The organism is Streptomyces mutabilis, assembly GCF_014649815.1.
Classification (GTDB): Bacteria; Actinomycetota; Actinomycetes; order Streptomycetales; family Streptomycetaceae; genus Streptomyces; species Streptomyces mutabilis.
In genome coordinates this window covers 22,713-42,612 of sequence record NZ_BMTT01000012.1, presented here as the reverse complement: position 1 = coordinate 42,612, position 19,900 = coordinate 22,713, and the positions used below count along the sequence as shown (strand labels likewise).

General features: G+C 68.4%; 14 protein-coding genes and 1 pseudogene. 4 read left to right on the top strand and 11 right to left on the bottom strand.

The annotated features are described in order from the left end of the window. Positions 1-40 precede the first annotated feature (40 nt). A complete protein-coding gene (locus IE142_RS23195; protein WP_191887537.1) occupies positions 41-979 on the top strand; it encodes an enoyl-CoA hydratase/isomerase family protein in 939 nt (312 codons plus the stop codon). Here IE142_RS23195 and IE142_RS36890 read toward each other — a convergent pair. The 8 genes from IE142_RS36890 to uidA all read right to left on the bottom strand — a co-directional run bounded on the left by IE142_RS36890 (position 957) and on the right by uidA (position 12,554). Next, the gene (locus IE142_RS36890; RefSeq protein WP_268252971.1) at positions 957-2,474 is read right to left on the bottom strand and encodes an FAD-binding oxidoreductase; all 1,518 of its coding nucleotides are present in this window, start codon (positions 2,472-2,474) and stop codon (positions 957-959) included. The two genes, IE142_RS23195 and IE142_RS36890, sit on opposite strands and share 23 nt — an antisense overlap. 118 nt (positions 2,475-2,592) lie before the next feature. After that, positions 2,593-4,488: an alpha-amylase family protein gene (locus IE142_RS23180; protein WP_191887536.1), complete on the bottom strand. Its 1,896-nt coding sequence runs from the start codon at positions 4,486-4,488 to the stop codon at positions 2,593-2,595. Continuing rightward, positions 4,485-5,534, bottom strand: a complete 1,050-nt coding sequence (locus IE142_RS23175; RefSeq protein WP_229830789.1) for a D-2-hydroxyacid dehydrogenase — start codon at positions 5,532-5,534, stop codon at positions 4,485-4,487. Before IE142_RS23175 ends, IE142_RS23180 begins: the two co-directional genes overlap by 4 nt. Then, entirely contained in the window at positions 5,531-6,379 is an 849-nt protein-coding gene (locus tag IE142_RS23170) for an ATP-binding cassette domain-containing protein (protein ID WP_191887534.1), read from the bottom strand. Before IE142_RS23170 ends, IE142_RS23175 begins: the two co-directional genes overlap by 4 nt. After that, on the bottom strand, positions 6,376-8,196 hold the full coding sequence (locus tag IE142_RS23165) for a dipeptide/oligopeptide/nickel ABC transporter permease/ATP-binding protein (RefSeq protein WP_191887533.1): 1,821 nt from the start codon (positions 8,194-8,196) through the stop codon (positions 6,376-6,378). The genes IE142_RS23170 and IE142_RS23165 overlap by 4 nt, the downstream gene beginning before the upstream one ends. Next, positions 8,193-9,134, bottom strand: coding sequence for an ABC transporter permease (locus IE142_RS23160; RefSeq protein ID WP_191887532.1), 942 nt, complete (start codon positions 9,132-9,134; stop codon positions 8,193-8,195). The genes IE142_RS23165 and IE142_RS23160 overlap by 4 nt, the downstream gene beginning before the upstream one ends. After that, positions 9,131-10,696 (bottom strand): ABC transporter substrate-binding protein, encoded by a 1,566-nt coding sequence (locus tag IE142_RS23155; RefSeq protein ID WP_191887531.1) that lies wholly within the window; start codon positions 10,694-10,696, stop codon positions 9,131-9,133. Before IE142_RS23155 ends, IE142_RS23160 begins: the two co-directional genes overlap by 4 nt. Before the next feature lie 70 nt (positions 10,697-10,766). Next, complete coding sequence (gene uidA, locus IE142_RS23150) at positions 10,767-12,554, bottom strand: beta-glucuronidase (protein WP_191887530.1); 1,788 nt, start codon at positions 12,552-12,554, stop codon at positions 10,767-10,769. A gap of 237 nt (positions 12,555-12,791) precedes the next feature. Between uidA and IE142_RS23145 the strand changes: the two genes are divergently transcribed. The 3 genes and pseudogenes from IE142_RS23145 (at position 12,792) to IE142_RS23135 (ending at position 15,513) form a co-directional block, all read left to right on the top strand. Then, on the top strand, positions 12,792-13,409 hold the full coding sequence (locus tag IE142_RS23145) for a TetR/AcrR family transcriptional regulator (protein WP_191887529.1): 618 nt from the start codon (positions 12,792-12,794) through the stop codon (positions 13,407-13,409). 139 nt (positions 13,410-13,548) lie between these two features. Next, positions 13,549-13,707: a hypothetical protein gene (locus IE142_RS23140; protein WP_229830786.1), complete on the top strand. Its 159-nt coding sequence runs from the start codon at positions 13,549-13,551 to the stop codon at positions 13,705-13,707. A 515-nt stretch (positions 13,708-14,222) separates the two neighbouring features. Further along, positions 14,223-15,513, top strand: a pseudogene (locus IE142_RS23135) (IS256 family transposase). 101 nt (positions 15,514-15,614) lie between these two features. Here IE142_RS23135 and IE142_RS23130 read toward each other — a convergent pair. The 3 genes from IE142_RS23130 to IE142_RS23120 all read right to left on the bottom strand — a co-directional run bounded on the left by IE142_RS23130 (position 15,615) and on the right by IE142_RS23120 (position 19,878). After that, on the bottom strand, positions 15,615-17,915 hold the full coding sequence (locus tag IE142_RS23130; protein WP_191887528.1) for an FdhF/YdeP family oxidoreductase: 2,301 nt from the start codon (positions 17,913-17,915) through the stop codon (positions 15,615-15,617). A gap of 152 nt (positions 17,916-18,067) precedes the next feature. Further along, positions 18,068-19,201: an aromatic ring-hydroxylating oxygenase subunit alpha gene (locus IE142_RS23125; protein ID WP_191887527.1), complete on the bottom strand. Its 1,134-nt coding sequence runs from the start codon at positions 19,199-19,201 to the stop codon at positions 18,068-18,070. A gap of 53 nt (positions 19,202-19,254) precedes the next feature. Next, positions 19,255-19,878 (bottom strand): sarcosine oxidase subunit gamma, encoded by a 624-nt coding sequence (locus tag IE142_RS23120; RefSeq protein ID WP_191887526.1) that lies wholly within the window; start codon positions 19,876-19,878, stop codon positions 19,255-19,257. Positions 19,879-19,900 lie beyond the last annotated feature (22 nt).

Sequence of the window (19,900 nt, the reverse complement as noted above, 5' to 3'; positions counted from 1 at the left end):
CCTTCTCTCTGGCAGATAGGAAGATTACACTCAGGCGGCCATGGAGTCGCCGTGCCGCGTGATCGCCCTCGCCCCTTCGACACCACCGCCACCCCGTGCGCACGACCAGGTTCTGGTGGGGGTGGCCAACAGGCCGGGTGAGGCCCCGGCCGCCTTCGACGTCCTCCTGACCGAGGGCACCGGCGCACCCCGCCCATGGGTCGCGTGCGCCGATCCCTGGGCCACCGCGCGCCGCATCGCCGCCGAGGTGGAACGGCACCCCGCCGCCTCCGTCGCCCTCGTCCAAGTGCTACGGATGGGTCCGGCGCTCGCCCCACCGGACAGGCTGCTGGTCGAATCCCTCGCCTACTCGGCGCTTCAGGGCGGTGCGGACTTCCGCGCCTGGCTGTCCGCCTCCCCACCCCGCAGGCCGCGGCCCTCGGCGCAACCGGTGCGCCTCAGTCGCGACGGCGACCGCCTGGACGTCGTACTCGACCGCCCGTGGGCACGCAACGCCTTCGACGCGGCCACCCGGGACGCCCTCTGCGAAGCGCTCGACGTCGCCGCGGCCGATCCGACGATCACCCGCGTAGACATGCGCGGCGCGGGGCCCGCGTTCTGCGCCGGGGGCGACCTCACCGAGTTCGGCACCTCGCGGGACACCGCCGAGGCGCACCGGGTGCGGGTATCCCGCAGTCCCGCCGCGCTGCTTGAGCGCTGCGCCGCCAAGGTGACCGCACACCTGCACGGCGCCTGTGTGGGTGCGGGCATCGAACTGGCGGCGTTCGCCGGGCGGGTGACGGCCGCGCCCAGCACGGTGATCCGCCTGCCCGAGATCGGGATGGGCCTGATCCCCGGCGCCGGGGGCACGGCGAGCCTGCCCGTCCGTGTCGGACGGGAACGGACCGCCTACCTGGCGTTGTCCGGTGCCTCGCTGACCGTGACGGAGGCACTGTGCTGGGGATTGGTGGACGAGGTCACGGAGAGCCACTGGCACTGAGTGGTTGGGCTACTCCTGAGTGAAGTCGATATGTACCGACCAGAACTCCGGAAACCTTTCGCCTACTATCGGCCCGGAGCGGAAACTGGTGGACGAGCTGGGTCACGAAGGAATCACCACCGCGCTCGTCGCCGACCGGTCGGGGTCGGCCGAAGCGACGGTGCCCCATCACTTCCCGACCAAGAAGCACCTGCTCGTCGCGGCCTCGACCGCTCCGACGACCTGCGGTTGGACCTCGCGACCGTGGGGAACGGGGCTTGCCTGGTAGGGAAGGGGCAGCGCGAAGGTACGGCCCATCCCGGTCTGGAGCCTCGTGAAGGTCGAACAAATCGACCGTGAACATGTTGGCGAGCCGGCCGTGCGGGCCTCGCCGTTTCCTCGCGCTTGTCGCGCCGAATCCGTCCGGCCTCAACGTCACGCCGAGTGCTCCACAGCACGGTTGGCCGGGCGGGATGACGACCTCGCAGCCCTCGGCTGCGAGCACCCGTGCGGTGGCCTCGTTGACATGGCTGAAGTAGACCCGCTGCGCGCAGCCACTCAACAGGGCGACGCGCAGGCGCCGTTGAGACTGCGCCCGGACCAGTGCGGGGGAACGTGAGAACAGAGCGCGCAGGCGCACGGGCGGAAGCAGTCCGTCGAGCGCGCGCAGGCCGCGCCAGATCAGCTCCCGCTCGGCTGGGCTCTCGGCCACCCGCAGCTTGGTGCTGCCGTGCCGTCGGCAGAGTGCGAGCACCTGGTCGAACTGCTCGGTGACCTCGTCGGCCGGGCCGTCCAGTTCGACGACGAGCGCGGCCGCGGCGTCGGTGGTGTAGTCGGCGCCGACCGCAGACTCCACCGCCTGGATGGTGAGGTTGTCGAGCATCTCGATGGCCGCAGGGACGATGCCCGCCGCGATCACCGCAGACACGGTGTCACAGGCCGCGGCCACTGCGGCGAAGTCGGCGACGACCGTCGAGACCGTCGCGGGCTTGGGCAGCAGCCGGACCACAACCTTGGTGACCACACCGAGCGTGCCCTCGGAACCGATGAACGCGCCGAGCAAGTCGTATCCGGGCTGCTGGGGTGCGTCCCCGCCGAGCGTGGTCACGGTGCCGTCGGCGAGTACAACCTCGGCGGCGAGCACGTGGTGGACGGTGAATCCGTATTTGAGGCAGTGGGCGCCTCCGGAGTTCTCCGCCACGTTCCCGCCGATCGTGCACACCTGCTGGCTGGACGGATCCGGTGCGAAGTACGGACCGTACGGTGCCGCGGCCCGGCTGATCTCGCGGTTGGTGACACCCGGCTCGACCACGGCCCGCCGGTTGGCCGGATCGACCTCGAGTACGCGGCGCAGACGCTGCAGGGAGATGACCACGCCGTCCGCGACCGGCAGGGCGCCGCCGGACAGTCCGGTGCCGGCGCCACGAGCCACGAAGGGAATGCCACGGTGGGCGCAGACCGCGACCACGGCCGCCACTTCCGCCGCCGACGCCGGCAGGGCAACCAACGTGGGCACCACACGGTAGCCGGTCAGTCCGTCGCACTCGTACGTGCGCAGGTCGGTCGGTTCGGTGAGAACGTACTCCGGCCGACGGCCTCAGTGAACTCGCCGATGATGGAGGAGTCCATCGTCATCATAGTTCGCCGTACTCGATGACCACGGTCTCGAAGAGCCCCGTCTCGGGGACGGTCAGCGACACCGTGTCGCCGTCGATGGCCAGGTGGATGTCCTCGTCCGAGCGCAGGGCGTGAGCGCGGACCGGGGTGCGGCGCAGCGTCAGATGCACCGTGATGTCGCGGACCGGGACCGGCGCGTGAAAGGCGGTGCCCAGCTGGCCGGTGACGTTGACGAGGTTGACCAGGCGACATCCGGCGCCAGGGTTGTCGCGCGTGGAGACCTCCACCGTGGCCGGGGCGTCGGTGGTCAGGCTCGGCTTCACGGCGAGCAGGTCACGCAGCGCAGCGAGCACCAAGCGGGCGTGGCCGTCGTGGGCGTACTCCTCATAGTGCGTGCCGAGGTTCCAGGGGATGACCACGTCGCCGTCGGGGGTGCGGACCATGCCGGGGATGTCGGTGACCTCGGTGTAGTAGCACTTTTCCGGCGGGCCGAACATGTGCGGCGGGATGTACGCCAGGTAACCGTCGCCCTCGCGCTCGATGGGCTCGAATGCGCCGTAGAGGTACACCAGGTCGAGGTCGTCCAGGCCGGTCAACGTCTTCTTGTCGTCCGGGCGGATGGCGAAGTACGCGCCCTGGATGGGCACCGTGCTGGTGGTGCCGGTGCGCAGGACCGGACGGTCGGTGTCGATGTCGATACCGGCGGCGGGGACGATGACGGCCGCGTAGCCGCGCAGTCGCTCCCGTGTGGCCTCCTTCGCGCTGATGACGTCGAACTGCACGTGGTTCTCGGCGAGGATGCGGTAGACGCCGAGGAACTCTTTCGAGTCGCGTCCGCGGCTGGGCGGCTGGACCAGGCAGACGTCCGAGACCGGCCGCGTACCGGTGTAGTAGCGCTCGTGTTCGGCGTGGAAGGCGTACAGCTCGCGGACCTGGTCGAAGCAGCGGCGGTCCGGCTGCCCGTCGAGGGTGCCGAGGACGTAGAAGTCGAGCCAGCCGCCGTGCACCGCGTCCTGGGCCAGGCGCAGGGAGGTCAGGTGCGGCGAGACGGCTGCGTGACGTATCGGGAAGTCGACGAAGTGGACGGCGGCGTTGCTGACGGCCATGCCGGCGAAGGTATCGGTGACCATCTTCACGTGGTGGCTGGCGGAGTACGTGAAGTCGGGGATGCCGTCGGCCATTTGCGTGCCGGACTCCAGGCGGTGGATGTCGGTGCCCGACGGGGTGTAGTTGCAGGTGGCGATGGACGGCCGGATGTCCTTGACCACGGCGGCCCGGCGTTGGAAGAGCTCGGCGACCGTGCGGGCCTGGAACTTCAGGTAGGCGGGGTAGCTCGGGTCGTCGAGCGAGCGGGGCAGTGCTCCTGCGCCCTCCTCGGCGAACCGGCGGGCGCAGTTGTCGCACTGGCAGAACCCGTGGACGACGCGGCTGTAGTCGCGCACCTCGTAGCCGTGCATGTTGATGAACACGCCGTCGATCGGATAGCGGGAGGCGGCCTCGGCGAGGATCTCCAGGGAGTGCTCCTGCTGGTAGGCGCCGTTCAGGCAGCAATGGACCTGTCCGTTGTACGTGACCGACTCACCCTTGAAGCTCCTGTAGTGCCAATCCGGGTGGGCGGACGCGATGGACTCGTTGACCTTGCTGAAGTCGAAGCGGGCGATGAGGCGGATGCCGGCCGCCTGGACTCGTTCCATCACCTCGCCGAGGAAGTCACCGGTCAGGTGTGGGTTGCGGTAGTGGAAGGGCAGAGAGGTCGGGTAGTTGGCGACGATGCCGCCGGCGTTGAAAAGGACGACGTTCGCAGAGAATTCCTTGAGCGACTCGACGAACCGGTCCGGGTCCGCGGTGACGTCGATCTCCCGCAAATTGGTCTGCACGAGGCGCATCGGACGCTGCTGCCACCACTGAGTCATGACTCCGTCCCCCATCGGGTCGTTCCGGTGCGGTTTGCGTACTTGTCGGTCTTGCGGCTGAAGACGTGGTGCGGTTCGAGCCTGTTGAGCATCGGCTCACCTGCGCGGTAGCGGCGGGCGTTTTCCGCCATGATGTCGATGGAGCGCTGAGTGCGGTCCGGCAGACGCGGCGTGACATGGGGTGTGATCAGCATGTTGGGCGCGTTCCAGATCGGGGCGTCCGGCGGCAGGGGCTCGGTCTCGAAGACGTCCGATGCCGCCCCCGCGATCGTTTCGGCCTCGAGTGCCACCACTAGCGCGTTTTCGTCGACGATCGCCCCGCGCGCGATGTTGATCAGGTATGCAGACGGCTTCATCGACTTCAGCTCGCGGGCGCCGATGAGGTGGTAGGTCTCGTCGCTGAGGTGCGCCGCGACCACCACCACGTCGCTCTCGCGCAGCAAAGGCTCGACGGTGTCGCCGCGTTCGGCCGAGTAGAGGCGCTCCACGGGCGCGGTCGCCGGGGTGTCCTGCCGACGGTAGGCGATCACGCGCATGCCGAACGCCTCGGCGAGTTTGGCGACTTCCCGGCCCGTGTGTCCGAGCCCGATGATCCCCATGGTACGGCCCCACAGGCTCAGCCGGTCGTGGTAGCCCTCGATGCCGCCCCAGACGCGGCGGCGGTGGTCGTCGTGCAGGCCGTAACTGTCGAAGGCGAGCGAGAGCGCGAAGAAGAAGACGTGCTGGGCGAGCGCGGCTGCCGAGCGGCCTGCCGAGCCGGTGACGATCAGTCCCCGCTCGAAGACCTCGGGGCGCGCGGACCGCGTCAGTCCGGCGTGGTCGCAGTGAACCCACTTCAGGTGGGGCGCGGCGAGATGGCGGTCGTCGAGGTCACCCAGGGTGACCGCGACATCGACCTCCTCCAGCGCTGCCGCGATGCCCTCGTTGTCCCGGAAGGAGACGGCGACGACTTCGGCGGGTGCGAACGCTTCCCGCAGCCGGTCGAGTTCGGCCTCGGCGTACGGGACGGTCGCGAGGACCTTTCTGATCTCGCGGGTGTCCGTCATGCCGCGCTCCTGTCCGCGTCCCGCTCGGCGAATCGCCATCGTTCCTCTCTGCGGCGCTGCTGCTCCGCCGGGTCGGCGACCGGTGCGGCGAGCAGAAGGCGCCTGGTGTACGGGTGGTCGGGGGTCGCTGTTACCTTCGCGGCTTCCCCGGTCTCCACGAGGTCGCCCCGGTACAGCACGGCGACGCGGTGGCTGATGTGGCGAATGACGCTGAGATCGTGGGAGATGAACAGGTAGGCGACCTGCGTGTCGCGCTGGATGTCCACAAGAAGTTCCAACACCCGGCGCTGGGTGGACAAGTCCAGTGCGGAGACCGGTTCGTCGCAGACCACCAGCTTGGGCCGGGGCGCGAGGGCGCGGGCGATGGCGACCCGCTGCCGCTGGCCGCCACTGAACTCGCGGGGCAGCCGGGCCGCGCTGTTGACGGGCAGCCCGACCTGATCGAGGAGGGCGGTGATCCGGGCGTTGGCCTCTTTACGGCCGACGCCTTGCACGACGAGGGGTTCGCCGAGGATGTCGCCGATGGTCAGCGACGGGTTGAGCGAGCTGTAGGGGTCTTGGAAGACGACCTGGATGTCGCGGGCGAGGGCGCGCCGCCGTGCGCCGGCGGCATGGGTGATGTCGACGTCGGCGAAGGTGATCCGTCCGCCGCTGGGCTTCACGAGTCCGAGGACCGCTCGGCCGATGGTGGTCTTCCCGGAGCCGGACTCGCCCACGAGCCCGAGTGTCTCGCCGGCGGCCACGTCCAGTGACACGCCGTGGAGCACCTGGTGGGGGCGGCAGCGCAGACCGCGGCCAGGGAAGGTGACCTCAAGACCGTCGATGTCGAGCAGGGTGCCGGTCATGAGGTCCTCTTCCCGCCGATGGGCGCGTCGGTGTGCTGGGGGCCGTCGACGAGTGGCGGCGCGTCGGCACGCGGAGGCGCGTCGCTACGGGTCGTCGTGTCGTCGAGGATCGAGTCGAGCAGCATGCGGGTGTACTCGTGCCGCGGAGCGTCGAAGGTCTCGGTGGTCGTGCCCGTCTCGACGACTTCCCCTTGGCGCATGACGGCGACCCGGTCGCAGAAGTCGGCGACCATGCCGAAGTTGTGGGTGACGAGCACGACCGCCATGTTCAGGCGTTTGCGCAGGTCGTGGAGGAGGTCCAGGATCTCGGCCTGAACGGTCACGTCAAGGGCGGTCGTGGGTTCGTCGGCGATGAGGACATGTGGGCGCCCGGCCACAGCTCCGGCGATCAGAACGCGCTGGGCCATGCCGCCGGATATCTGGTGCGGGTAGCTGCCGGCCACTCGCTCGGGGTCGGGTATGCCGACCTGGCCGAGCAGGGGGAGGACGCGCTGCCGGGCCTCGGCGCGCGGCATCGGTTCCACTGCCCGTATGGAGGTCGCGAGTTGGGCGCCCACGGTGAGCGACGGGTCCAGGTTCGACATGGGTTCCTGGGGCACGTACGCGATGGTCCGCCCCCGGATCTTGCGCATCTCGCGGTCGGGCAGGCCGAGGAGCTCGCGGCCGTCGAGCCGGACCGATCCGCGCGTCACTCGTGCCGCCGGGGGCAGCACGCCGAGCACGGCGAACGCGGTCTGTGTCTTGCCGGAGCCTGACTCGCCGACCAGTCCGAGTGTCTCCCCGGCTTGGACGGTGAAGCCGGAGCCACGGACCACCTCGTTGGGCTTGCCGTCAGGGGATTCGTAAGAGATGGCGAGGTCCTCGACCACAAGCAGCCCCTCGGCCCGCTCGGACGTGCCCGTCGCGGCCCGCGGGGTGGGCGTGACGATCGGCTGCGGCTTGCGCGGGCTGCCCTCCAAGGTGTCGCGGAGTGCGTTGCCGAACAGCACGAGCGAGGCGGTGATGATGCCGAGCAGCAGGCTCGGGATGGCGAACTGGGACGGGGCGACGTACAGGTTGGCGAAGCCCGAGTGGATCATGGCACCGAAGCTGGGCACCTCGCTGTTGCCGACGCCGAGGAACGCGAGCCCGGCCTGGACGCTGATGGACGTACCGGCCAGGAACGCCGAGGCGATGACGACGGGGCCGCGCACGGCGAACAGGACGTGCCGGGCCAGGATGCGACGGTCGGGGAGCCCCGAGACGCGTGCGGCGTCCACGTAGAGCTCGTTCTTCACGCCGAGCACTTGGTTGCGCACGATGCGGAAGACGTTCGGGGCGAGCAGCACGCCGAACAGCGCCATGGTGGCCCGGAAGTCGCCCTTGGTGACCGGCATCAGGACGATCAGGAGCAGCAGCCCCGGAAACGTCATGATCAGGTTGAAGAGCCACTCGGTGGCGGCCCGGACGCGGCTGCCGAAGTAGCCGCCGATGAGGCCGGCAGGTACACCGACGGCCAGCGCGAGGCCCGTGCCGATAAGTGCCGTGACCACGCTCGTGTTGATGGAGTGCAGGAGCAGGGCCAGGATGTCGCGGCCGTCCTTGTCGGCGCCGAGCGGGTAGCCGTCGGTGCCGATCCCGGCGTTGATCGCGTCGAGGGAGGCGTGGCTGGGGCCGTGGGAGCTGATCACAGAGGCGAGCAGGCCCGCCACGACGATGACCATCAGGGTCGAAGCGGTGATGACGGCCTGGGGGTTGCGGGCCAGGCGCCGCAAGGTCGAGATCCGCTGAGCGACTGACTCGGGGGCCGTGTTCGCGGTGGTCGTGTCGGCGGTCATCGCACCCTCGCTTTCGGGTTGAGCCAGCCGTTCATCAGGTCCACGGCCAGGTTGACGACGATCACCATCAGCACGGCGAGGATCATGACGCCCATGATCACCGGGATGTCGCCCTGCAGGGAGGCGTTGAAGGCGAAGCTTCCGAAGCCGGGCAGCGCGAAGACGTTCTCGATGACGAGCGAGCCGCCGAGCATGGTGAGGAACTCCAGCGAGAGCACGGTCAGCGCGGGCCCGGCGGCGTTGCGCAGCACATGGCGCAGGACGATACGGCGCGGTGAGAGCCCTCGGGTGCGCAGCGTGCGTACATAGTCCTTGCGCAGCTCGTCGATCATGGCGCCGCGCACCTGGGCGGTGAGGGTGGCAATGCCAGCGATCATGAGCGCCGCCACCGGGATGACGATGCTCTGTGCCCACTTCCCGGGATTCTCCGACAACGGGGTGAACCCGGTGGCCGGCAGCCATTTCAGCTTGATCGCGAAGACGTATACCAGGCCGATGGCAAGCAGCAGCGAGGGCACCAGGTAGCCGACCAGAGAGATGCCCTGAGCGGCCCGGTCGGCGCCGCCGCCCCGGGTGGCGGCGGTGACGCCGAGCAGCACGCTGACCACGGCGGTGATCAGCAGCGCAGTGACGACGACCGACAGGGTGACGCCGAGCCGGTCCGTGAGGGCGCCGATGACGGGTTCGTTGGTGAAGTAGGAGTCGCCGAGGTCGCCGGTGAGAGCGGCGCCAAGCCAGTCGGCGTATTGGGCGAGGACGGGCCGGTCCATGCCCATGTCGGTCATCCTGGCCTGGACCTCGGCGTCCGTGGCACCGGAGCCGAGCAGGCTCGCGACGACGGATTCGAAGCTGTAACTCAGCAGCCAGAAGGTGATGACGGAGACGAGAAGTGCGAGCACCAGGCCGGCCGCGAGCCTGCGCAGCGCGTAGCTGATCACCGGTCCGCTCCCTCGCCCGAGACACCGAACCAGCGGAGGGTGGGCACACTACTCTTGCCCGTATTGAGCACAGTGATGCCGTCCTTGGTAAACCACTGGCGGTCCAGCGTGAACAGCGGCGCGTCCCACACCTCGCGGGTCAGGATGCCGTTCATCTCCTTGGCGAGCTCGGTGCCCCGGTCGGTGTCCGGTTCGGCATGGTACTTCGCCATCAGGTCGTCGAGCTTCGGGTCGCGGGTCCCCCACGGGTTGTGGGAAGTGTTGGTCGGGATGTGCCAGTTGAGTTCGCGTGGGAAGGCATTGGCGGACTCAACAGTGAAGTACACGGGGTACTTCTTCGAGGAGTACGCGTTGTACGTGCGCTGTGGAGGGATGGCGTCCCACTTGACTTCGATGCCGATATCCGCGAGCGACTGAGTGATCGTCGGAACGAACGGCTTGGCGTATATGATCTCCGGCATCCGGAGGGAGAAGCCGTCGGGATATCCGGCCTCGGCGAGGAACTTCTTGGCCTGCTGCGGGTCGTAGTCGAGCAGCCCGCCCAGCTCGGGATCGTGTGCCGGTCCGCCAGGGCTGAACTGCTGTGTGGCCGGTTCGCCAACGCCCTTCAACAGCTGCTTGATGATCTTCTCGCGGTCGAAGGCCATGGCGATGGCCTTCCGCACCCGGACATCACCAAGAGCCGGTTCCACTTCGCCCGCACGGTCCCCGATGACAAGCATGGCGAGGGAGTTGGCCTTGACCTCCGTCCCGGTGAATCCTGCCGCCTTGACGCGCGCCTGGTCCTCGACCCGCACACTGCCGGCGTTGAGCTGCCCCGACTGCAGGGCGTTGGTGTACGCTCCGGGGTCCCGGATCAGACGGATGTCTACAGTGCGGAACGGGAAGGCGTCCGCGTTCCAGTGGTTGTCGCGCCGCTTGAGCGAGAAGACCGTGCCGGCCTCGGTCTTCGCCTCGTCCAGGACGTACGGGCCGGAGCTGACGGGATTGCGTACCGTCCGCTTGTCGTCGACCGTCTTCGGGTCCGCGATCACTCCGCCTTCGGCGGCGAGCGCGTAGAGCAGCACCGCGTCCGGCTTGGTGAGGGAGAACACCACGGTGCGCTTGTCGAAGGCCTCGACCTTGTCGACGCTCTTGAACAGGGCGCGGGACGGGCCCGGCGTCCTCATCGTGTGCTCGACGGTTGCCTTCACTGCATTGGCGTCCACCTTGCCGCCGTTGCTGAAGGTGAGGTCTTCGCGGAGCTTCAAGGTGAGGGTGCGGCGGTCGTCGCTGTACTTCCAGCTCTCCGCCGCATTGGGCTTGAGCTCACCGTTGTTGTCCATGTACAGGAGCGTGTCGTAGAGCGCGGACCAAATGAACGCGTTCTCCCCAACGGTGAGTTGGGACGGATCAAGGGAGTTCGGCGGGGTCTGGATGGCGAACTTCAGCGCGTCGGTGCCCTGCGCGGCGCCGTCGGACGAGTCACCCCCGCTACAGGCGGACAGCACAGTGATCAGCGCGACCGTCGCGGCGGCGACGGCGGAGGTGTGACGGTGATTCCTGTTCAGTGTTCTGGGCATGTCACGAACTTCCTTGTCCGGGAACGATCCAATGGGCTGTTCAGGAGTGCTGATCGGGACGCTGGCGCGGTCACGCGGTGGGCTTGCGCGATCCGTTCTTCTGCCAACGGGCTCGCAGGGCGTGGGCCGCAGCCTTCGGTAGACGCTCGCGGGTGAAGACACCCTTTCTGTTGCCGTCGACCCGGTGGATGCCGTTCGATGTACGGAAGTCGGCGAAGTTCCAGACCTGTTCGCCGATCACCGCGTCGAAGCGGTCGAAGACACGGTGGTGCATCTCCAGGAGGTCCTTCTGGTACTCCTCGGTCCATGGGATGTCCCAGACCGAGTGCAGACCGCTGACGGTGTCGGCGCCGTACTCGCTCATGACGATCGGCTTGCCGTGTACCTTCACCCAGTCCGTGAGCTCGGCCTCCAGGGCGGCTTCGGCCGTGGCGAGGTCGCCGTTGTCCCGATACCAGCCGTGGTAGCGGTTGAGGCAGAGGACATCGAAGAGATCTGCGATCTTGTCGTTGGCGGGGCTTGCGAACATGAAGCTGGCGTACGTGACGGGGCGACCCGGATCGAGCTCGCGGACCAGGTCGACTAGAGGCTCGAAGTACTCACGCGAGCCGCTCTCATGGGAGGCGGGCTCGTTGGATATGCACCACATGACGACGCTCGGGTGGTTCTTGTCGCGGGCGATCAGCTCCCGCAACTCCTGCGCGTGGGCGGCACGGGTCTGGTCGTTCATGGTGTCGGGCGAGAAGGTGGGCCGCTTGTTGGGGTTGGCTATGCCGCCCTCGATGAAGAGGTTGATCCCAACGGCCGCCGACTCATCGATGACGACGAATCCCTGCCGGTCGGCGAGGTCGAGGACCTCTTCAGCGTACGGATAGTGAGTGGTGCGAAAGGAGTTGGCGCCGCACCAGCGCATCAGCTCGAAGTCGTGGACGAGGTAGGCGTTGTCGTGGCCCTTGCCACGCACGGGTGCGTCCTCGTGCTTCCCGAAGCCAGTGAAATAGAACGGCTCACCGTTTATGAGGAGTTGGGTGTCACGCACCTCGACGCTGCGGATGCCCACGGCCAGCGGATAGCTATCGATCACCGTCTCCCCCTCGGCGACTTCCGTGACCAGTTCGTACAGGTACGCCTTGCCGGGCTGCCAGAGCGTGGCCTCCGGGACCCGCAGCACGCCCTGCTCGCCGGAGCCGGCGGCCACCTCGGTGCCGTCGGCGTCGAGCAGGCGCACGCGCACATCGGCCGGGCCGGTGGTGACGACGGAGTAGTCGACGAGCCCGGTCGTCCCTGCGATGTCCGTGACGACCGTGATGTCCCCGACCCGCACGGTGGGGGCGCAGTGCAGCGAGACCGAGCGGGCGAGTCCGGCGTAGTTGTAGAAGTCGTGCAGGTACTTCTGCTGGCGGCGGCCGTCCTCGCCGACGGTGACACTGCCGGGCGGAATGGTGGTGTTGGTGAGTTCGTTGCTCACCGCGATGGTGAGTCGGAACTCCTCCCCGGCGCACACTACTTCGGTGATCTCGGCGTCGAAGGGGGTGTAGCCGCCGGCGTGCTCGGTGACCAGCACATCACCGACGTATACCCGGCCGGTGTGCGTGGCCGCGTCCACCCGGACGAATATCTGCTCCCCGGCCCAGCCACGCGGCACCCGGACCGTGCGCTGGTACCAGACCCAGCCGACATGGTCGCGGATCGCCCGATCGGTGAACAGGTCGTTGTAGCTCGCGGGTACGGGGGCTTCCAGGGGGGTGTCCAGTGGGCCTCGCCACGGCTCGGCGCCGAGCGCCGTGTCGAGGGCGAACAGCCACAGTCCGTCGAGGGACACGACTTCACGCGTGCTGGTGGCCTTGGGCTTCAGCATGTTCTCTCCAGTCAGAGGCGGCTCGGGAGGGATATGGGGTGCTGGAACGCTGATGGCGTGGGACTGGACGTGTCCGTTCGGGCCCGGGGGCGGGGCCTCACGTGTCCGTCAGATTTGCAGTCGCGATGGGCTCGTGGGCCTGCTGGCTGAAACTGCGGCCTATGTCACAACTGTGGGTGGTAGCGTGACCGTACCACCAAAACAGCAATGTGATACTAATTTCGACGGGAGTTTTTTGTGGCGACGACGGAACGTGGCCCCTACGCCAAGAGCGCCGAGGTGCGGCGCAAAATCCTGCAGGCCTGTGTCGATGCCTTCGGGGATGCCGGCTTCCATGGCGCGAGTACCAAGGACATCGCTCGGCGCGCCGGGATCAGTCACACCGGGCTTCGCCACCACTTCCCCACCAAGGAGCATCTACTCATCGCCCTCCTCGAACTGCGCGCCGAGCGCAGTTCGCAGCTGCTGACCGAACTGAACGCCCGTACACCGCAGACGGATCCGCTGGACGCGCTCCGGGGCCAGCTGGCGATCCTCCGTGAGAACAGGCAGAGCCCCGGAATGATCGAACTGCACACCGTGCTCTCAGGCGAAGCGACGTCCCCCGACCATCCGGCGCACGGCTACTACGTCAAGCGGTACCAGCACCTTCGCGAGCTCTACACCCAGGCGTTCGCCGCCCTCGCCGAGCGCGGCGGCCTCCGTGCTCCGTTCCCGCCGCCCCAACTCGCGACCATGACGATCTCGCTCATCAACGGCCTACAGCTGCAGTGGCTTTACGACAGGGAGTCTGTGGACATCGAAGGGACGGTGCGTGACTTCCTCACATCCGTGGTTCCGGCCCTGGGACGCTGAGTGCCTTCGTCCTCGGGCATCCCTGTCTCCAGGAAACCAAGAAGGCACCGTGTGTCCGTCACCCGTTGGTGGGCATCCCGCTAGTATCGAACTTCCTGGCACTATCACGGTCTGCGATGCCGGACCCGTGGTGGCGCACATGGCCTCGTACCAAGCGTGGGCGGACCAGCACGACGTGCCTTTCGAGACCACGTTCGAGCGGGCCCGCACCACCCTGGAGGAACGCATCGCCCGGCATGGGGCAATCGAGATCCACTGTCTGGGCAGCATCCTCGTCTGCCGCCGCGAACTACAGTAGTCGTAGCCGGTCTCGGGCTCCGGCCTCGTGCGTTCAAGGTAACCCCGGAAGGGACCAACGACACCGTCGTCCCCTTCATCGCGACTATCAACTCCCCTGACGGGCGCAGTCCGCTCCATACCGCGGTCCCCCAGCGGCGTCCGGTCTGCGCAAACGCCGGACGCTTCGCCGTCCGTGACAGCTACACCCACTCGTCGTTCCGCCGCACCCGGTCAGCCACCACCCGCACCGACAGGCCCGGCGCACTCTGGGCCTGTCGGTGCGGTACAACGAGCGGTAAGCGCCGAGGCGAACGATCTGACTGGTACCAACACCTCGCCGTCGACGAGTTCGACCGCCTAGCTAGAAGTGATCGTCACGGTCAACGCGGACTGCCTGCTGCAGATCCGTCGCCACGCCGGACGTTCCTGTCGTCCACCCGATCTAGCTCCTCGCCCCCCCTCCACGGCACCCCGCCGTCCCGCCGTGGGACTGCAAATCGTTCGGTGTAACTCCCGATCATGGAGGATGCATCGATGACCAGTGAGAACGTGGCCGAGCAGGACGCTGCCGAGTCCGCAGCGGCTGTGTCGGCGAAGACCGTGGATGACCAGCTGATCGACGAGCTGGTGAGCCGGGCCCAGGCCGAGGCTCTGCAGCTGACCGGCGAGGGCGGGCTGTTGCAGCAGCTGACCAAGCGACTGCTGGAGTCCGCCCTGGAGGGCGAGATCACCGACCACCTCGGCTATGACAAGCACGATCCGGCGGGCAGGAACGGCGGCAACTCCCGCAACGGCACACGCTCCAAGACCGTGCTGACCGACGTCGGCCCGGTGGAGATCGTCGTGCCCCGCGACCGCGACGGCTCCTTCGAGCCGAAGATCGTCAAGAAGCGACAGAAGCGCCTGACCGGCGTCGACGAGATGGTCATCCCGCTGGCCGCGAAGGGCCTGACCACCGGCGAGGTGCAGGCCCACCTGGCCGAGGTCTATGACGCCGGGGTCTCCCGGCAGACCATCTCCGCCATCACCGACAAGGTCCTCGAGGGCATGGCCGAGTGGCAGAGCAGGCCCCTCGACGCCGTTTGTCCGGTCGTCTTCATCGACGCCATCCACGTGAAGATCCGCGACGGCGGGTCGCCAACCGGCCGATCTAGTGGCCCTCGCGGTCACGGTCGAGGGCCGGCGGGAGATCCTGGGCTTGTGGGCCGGCGACGGTGGCGAGGGTGCCAAGCACTGGCTGCACATCCTCACCGAGATCCAGAATCGCGGCGTCAGCGACGTCCTCATGCTGGTCTGCGACGGGCTCAAGGGCCTGCCCGAGGCGGTGGAGACCGTCTGGCCGAGGACGATCGTGCAGACCTGCGTGGTGCACCTGCTGCGGAGCTCCTTCCGCTATGTCGCCCGCCAGGATTGGGACAAGATCGCCCGCCTCCTCAAGCCCGCCTACACGGCTCCGACGGAGGAGGCCGCCCTGGAGCGGTTCGCGGAGTTCGCCGGCGCCTGGGGCCGGAAGTATCCGGCGATCGTGAAGCTGTGGCAGAACGCCTGGGAAGAGTTCACCCCCTTCCTGCGGTTCGACACCGAGATCCGCCGGATCGTCTGCACAACGAACGCGATCGAGTCGGTGAACGCGCGGATCCGCCGTGCGGTCAAGGCCCTCGGCCACTTCCCCAACGAGCAGGCCGCCCTCAAGTGCGTCTACATGGCGATCATGTCCCTCGACCCCACGGGCAAGGGCCAGGCCCGCTGGACCATGCGCTGGAAGACCGCACTGAACGCCTTCGACATCACCTTCGACGGCCGCCTGTCAGCCGCCCGCCAGTAGCCCCAACTACCCCAGTTACACCGATCGTTTGACAGACCCCCCGGCGGGCACCCCAGCCGGCTGCGGAACTGGGCGCTCGGCGGGACTCGGGAGCGGGTGGATCACGTAGCTGGTTTCGATTCGAGCCGGACCACGATGGACTTGGACGTGGGGGTGTTGCTCACCTCGGCCGTGGAGTCCAGGGGGACGAGGACGTTGGTCTCCGGGAAGTAGGCCGCACAGCAGCCACGAGGCGTGGGGTACCCGACCGTGCGGAAGGACGGTGCCCGGCGTTCGACACCGTCGGAGAACTCGCTGACGACATCGACCAGGTCGCCGTCCGACAGGCCGTGTGCGGCGAGGTCGTCCGGGTGGACGAAGAGCACCCTGCGGCCCTGGTGGATGCCGCGGTAGCGGTCGTCGAGGCCGTAGATGGTGGTGTTGTACTGGTCGTGCGAGCGAAGGGTCTGGAGGATGAGCCGTCCCTGCGGCACGCGCAGCACGTCCAGTGAGTTGACGGTGAAGTTGGCCAGCCCGGTCGTGGTGGGGAAGCGCCTCTCGTCCCTGGGTGGGTGGGGCAGCGCGAAGCCGCCCGGCTCGCGCACGCGGGCGTTGAAGTCCGCGAAGCCGGGGACGACCCTTTCGATCCGGTCCCGGATGCGGTCGTAGTCCGCCTCGAACTCCGTCCAGGGCACCCGCACAGCGTCGTCCCCGAGGGCCGCCCGCGCCATCCGGCAGATGATGGCGACCTCGCTCAGCAGGGCTTCCGACGCCGGCGCGAGCCGTCCTCGCGAGAGGTGGACCATGCCCATGGAGTCCTCGACCGTCACCAGCTGGGGCCCGGTGGGCCGAAGGTCCGCCTCGGTGCGCCCCAGGCAGGGCAGGATGAGCGCCTGGCGGCCGGCCACCGCGTGGGAGCGGTTGAGCTTGGTGGAGATCTGCACCGTGAGGTCGCAGGTGCGCAGGGCCCGCTCGGTGAGGTAGGTGTCGGGGGCTGCTGCGACGAAGTTGCCGCCGAGCGCCACGAAGACCCGAACCCGCCCGTCGCGCATCGCCCGTATGGTCTCCACCGCGTCGTGGCCGTGGTGGGCGGGGGGCACGAAACCGAATTCGGCACCGAGCGCGTCGAGGAAGGAGGGTTCCGGCTTCTCGTGGATGCCCATGGTCCGGTCGCCCTGGACGTTGGAGTGGCCTCGCACCGGGCAGAGTCCGGCGCCGGGGCGCCCCACGTTGCCGCGCAGCAGGAGGAAGTTGACGACCTCGCGGATGGTCGGTACGGAGTGGCGGTGCTGGGTGAGGCCCATCGCCCAGCAGACGACGATCTTCTCGGCCGCCAGCACGTCCTGGAACGCCTCCTCGATCTCCTGCGCCGGGAGACCGGTGGCTTCCAGGATGTCGTCCCAACAGGCCTTGCGGGCCTGCTCGGCGAAGGCTTCGAAGCCGTGGGTGTGCGCGGCGATGAAGTCGCTGTCGAGCACTGCTCCCGGAGCGTCGTCCTCGGCCTCGAGGAGCATGCGGTTGAAGGCCTGGAACAGGGCCTGGTCGCCGCCGAGCCTGATCTGCAGGAACCGGTCGGACAGCCGGGTTCCGCCGCCGACCACGCCTGAGGGGCGCTGGGGGTTCTTGAACCTCAGGAGCCCCGCCTCCGGCAGCGGGTTGACCGAGATGACGCGGGCCCCGCGCTTCTTCGCCTTCTCCAGGGCCGAGAGCATCCGGGGGTGGTTGGTCCCCGGGTTCTGCCCCACGACCAGGATCAGGTCGGCCTCGTACAGGTCCTCCAGCCGGACGCTGCCCTTGCCGATGCCTATGGTCTCCACCAGGGCGGAACCGCTGGACTCGTGGCACATGTTCGAGCAGTCCGGCAGGTTGTTGGTGCCGAACAGCCGAACGAAGAGCTGGTAGACGAACGCGGCCTCGTTGCTCGCTCGTCCGGATGTGTAGAAGGCGGCCTGGTCCGGTGAGTCGAGCGTTCGCAGTTCCCGGGCGAGGACCTGGAACGCGTCGTCCCAGGAGATCTCCCGGTACCGGTCGCTGCCCACGGGGCGGTACATGGGACGGGTGAGGCGTCCCTGCTGGCCAAGCCAATAGTCGCTGCGTTCGGCGAGGGCGTCCAGGGTGTGCTCGGCGAAGAACTCGGGGGTGACCCGGCGCACGGTCGCCTCCTCCGCCACCGCTTTGGCGCCGTTCTCACAGAACTCCGCACGATGTCGGTGCTCGGGCTCCGGCCAGGCGCATCCCGGGCAGTCGAATCCCTCCTTCTGGTTGACGCTCAGCAGGGTGAGCAGACTGCGGCGGGCACCCATCTGCGTGTGGGCGTGGCGCAACGAGGAGGTGACCGCCGGAATGCCTGCGGCGTAGTCCTTCGGCGGCCCCACCCGCAGACGGGAGTCACCAGGGTCCTCGGCAGGTGCCTTGCGGGTCATCGGCAGCGCTCCGCTGTGTCGGAAAGGGGGGTACGGGGGTACGGGAGGGCAGTGGGTGTCGCGGGGAAGGCCGGGGCAGCCTGTGCCGGGCGGAGCAGGAATCCGGCTCTGCGCCCGGCACCGTTCCCGGGCTGCCGGCTCACCCCTGGCGACTACTGGGACAGCCGGGTGCCCAGTCGGGTCTGGACCCACTCGTGGAACTCGCCGATGTGGTGCTCGCTCGGCACCAGGACGCCGCCCTTGGCGTACAGACGGGAGCTCATGGCCGGCTGGCAGCGCTCACACGCGTCGAAGTCCTGCCGGTTGACCCGGTCGAACAGCTCCACCGACCTGCTGACGTCCTTGCCGCTCTCCACGACGTGCGGCAGATACAGCCAGTCGCACTCCACGATGGTCCGGTCGACCGCCACCGGGTACATCCGGTGGAAGATCACGTGATCGGGGACCAAATTGACGAACACCTGCGGTCGGACCGTGATGGCGTAGTACCGGCGGTCCTGGTCCTCGGAGACCGTGGGGATGCGGTCCAGTCCCTCCGATCCGTCGACCGTGAAACCCTGGACGTCGTCTCCGAACTCGGCGCCGTGTCCCACGTAGAACTGGGCGGCGTAGCCGTCGGCGAACTCGGGCAGGACCTCGGTGAGTTCGGGGTGGATCGTCGCGCAGTGGTAGCACTCCATGAAGTTCTCGATGATCAGTTTCCAGTTCGCGCGAACGTCGTAGACGATCCGCCTGCCGACCTCCAGGCCCTCGACGCCGTAGCGGTCGATGGACTCCACGTCGCCCAGGCGCGCCATGACGTCCGCGGTCACCGTCTCCTCGAAGGAGGGCGGGTTCTCGGCCAGGCACACCCACACGTAGCCCAGCCACTCGCGCACCGCCACGCTCGCCAGGCCGTACTCGGTCCGGCCCACGTCGGGCATCTTCGTCAGGTTCGGAGCCGCGACGAGCTTGCCGTCGAGGTCGTAGGTCCAGGCGTGGTACGGGCACTGGAACGCCCGCTTGACCTCGCCGGACTCCTCCGTGCAGAGCTTGGCGCCCCGGTGCCGGCACACGTTGAAGTAGGCACGGACGGACTTGTCCCGCGACCGGGTCACCAGGATGCTCTCGCGCCCGACGTCCACGGTCCTGAAGACACCGGGCTTGGCCAGGTCCGACGAGCGTGCCACGCAGAACCACATGGCCTCGAAGATGCGCTCCTGCTCCAGCCGGAAGATCTCCGGGTCCGTGTAGTGATCACCGGGGAGGGTCGCGATCAGGCTCTCCGGCAGGTCGGTCGTAGTCATTGTTCACCTCGAGGGATATGTCGTGGGCGGTAGGTCGTCCGACGGCAGGGAGGTCAGGGGCCGCTTCGGCCCGCCTGGAGGGTCGGCCGCCCGACGTGTTCCGTGGCGGCGTCCAGGAGCCAGTCGGCGAGGTATCCGGCGAAGGAGGAGCGGACCAGCACCCAGAACCCGGGCCTGAGGCCGTCACGGGCGACGAGGACGACCTGCGCGCGGGCCAGGGTGGTTCGCGCGCAGCGGCCGGCCCCGAAGACCCGAGGGTGCAGGTCGAGAGAACAGCCGCGGGCGAGGAGGTCGCGGGATCGGGCCCCGGCGACCAGCAGCGCTGTGCGCTGTGCGGAGACGTCTGCGACCGCGCCGTGTTCGTCGCCGATCGCGGACCGCAGTCGCTCGACCAGGCCGGCCGCCGCGCCGGCCCCGACGACGAGCCACTCGTCGGGGCCGAGCCACAGCACGGCCAGTTCACCCCCGCGGTTGACGGTGTTCGGCGCCAGGGGCAGCGGCACCCCCAGGGCCAGGCCGACGGCCTCCGCGGCCGGACTCTTCGGGTCGAGCCGGAGGGTGACCTGGGCGAGGAACGGGAGTCCCGCCAGGCGCAGGGATCCGCGCGAGTTCCGGGTCACGGCGGCGAAGCGATCGGCGTGTTCCAGTGGACTGCGACGGGTCGTGGTGTCAGCCATCGCGGCCGGCCCCCTCGGACTT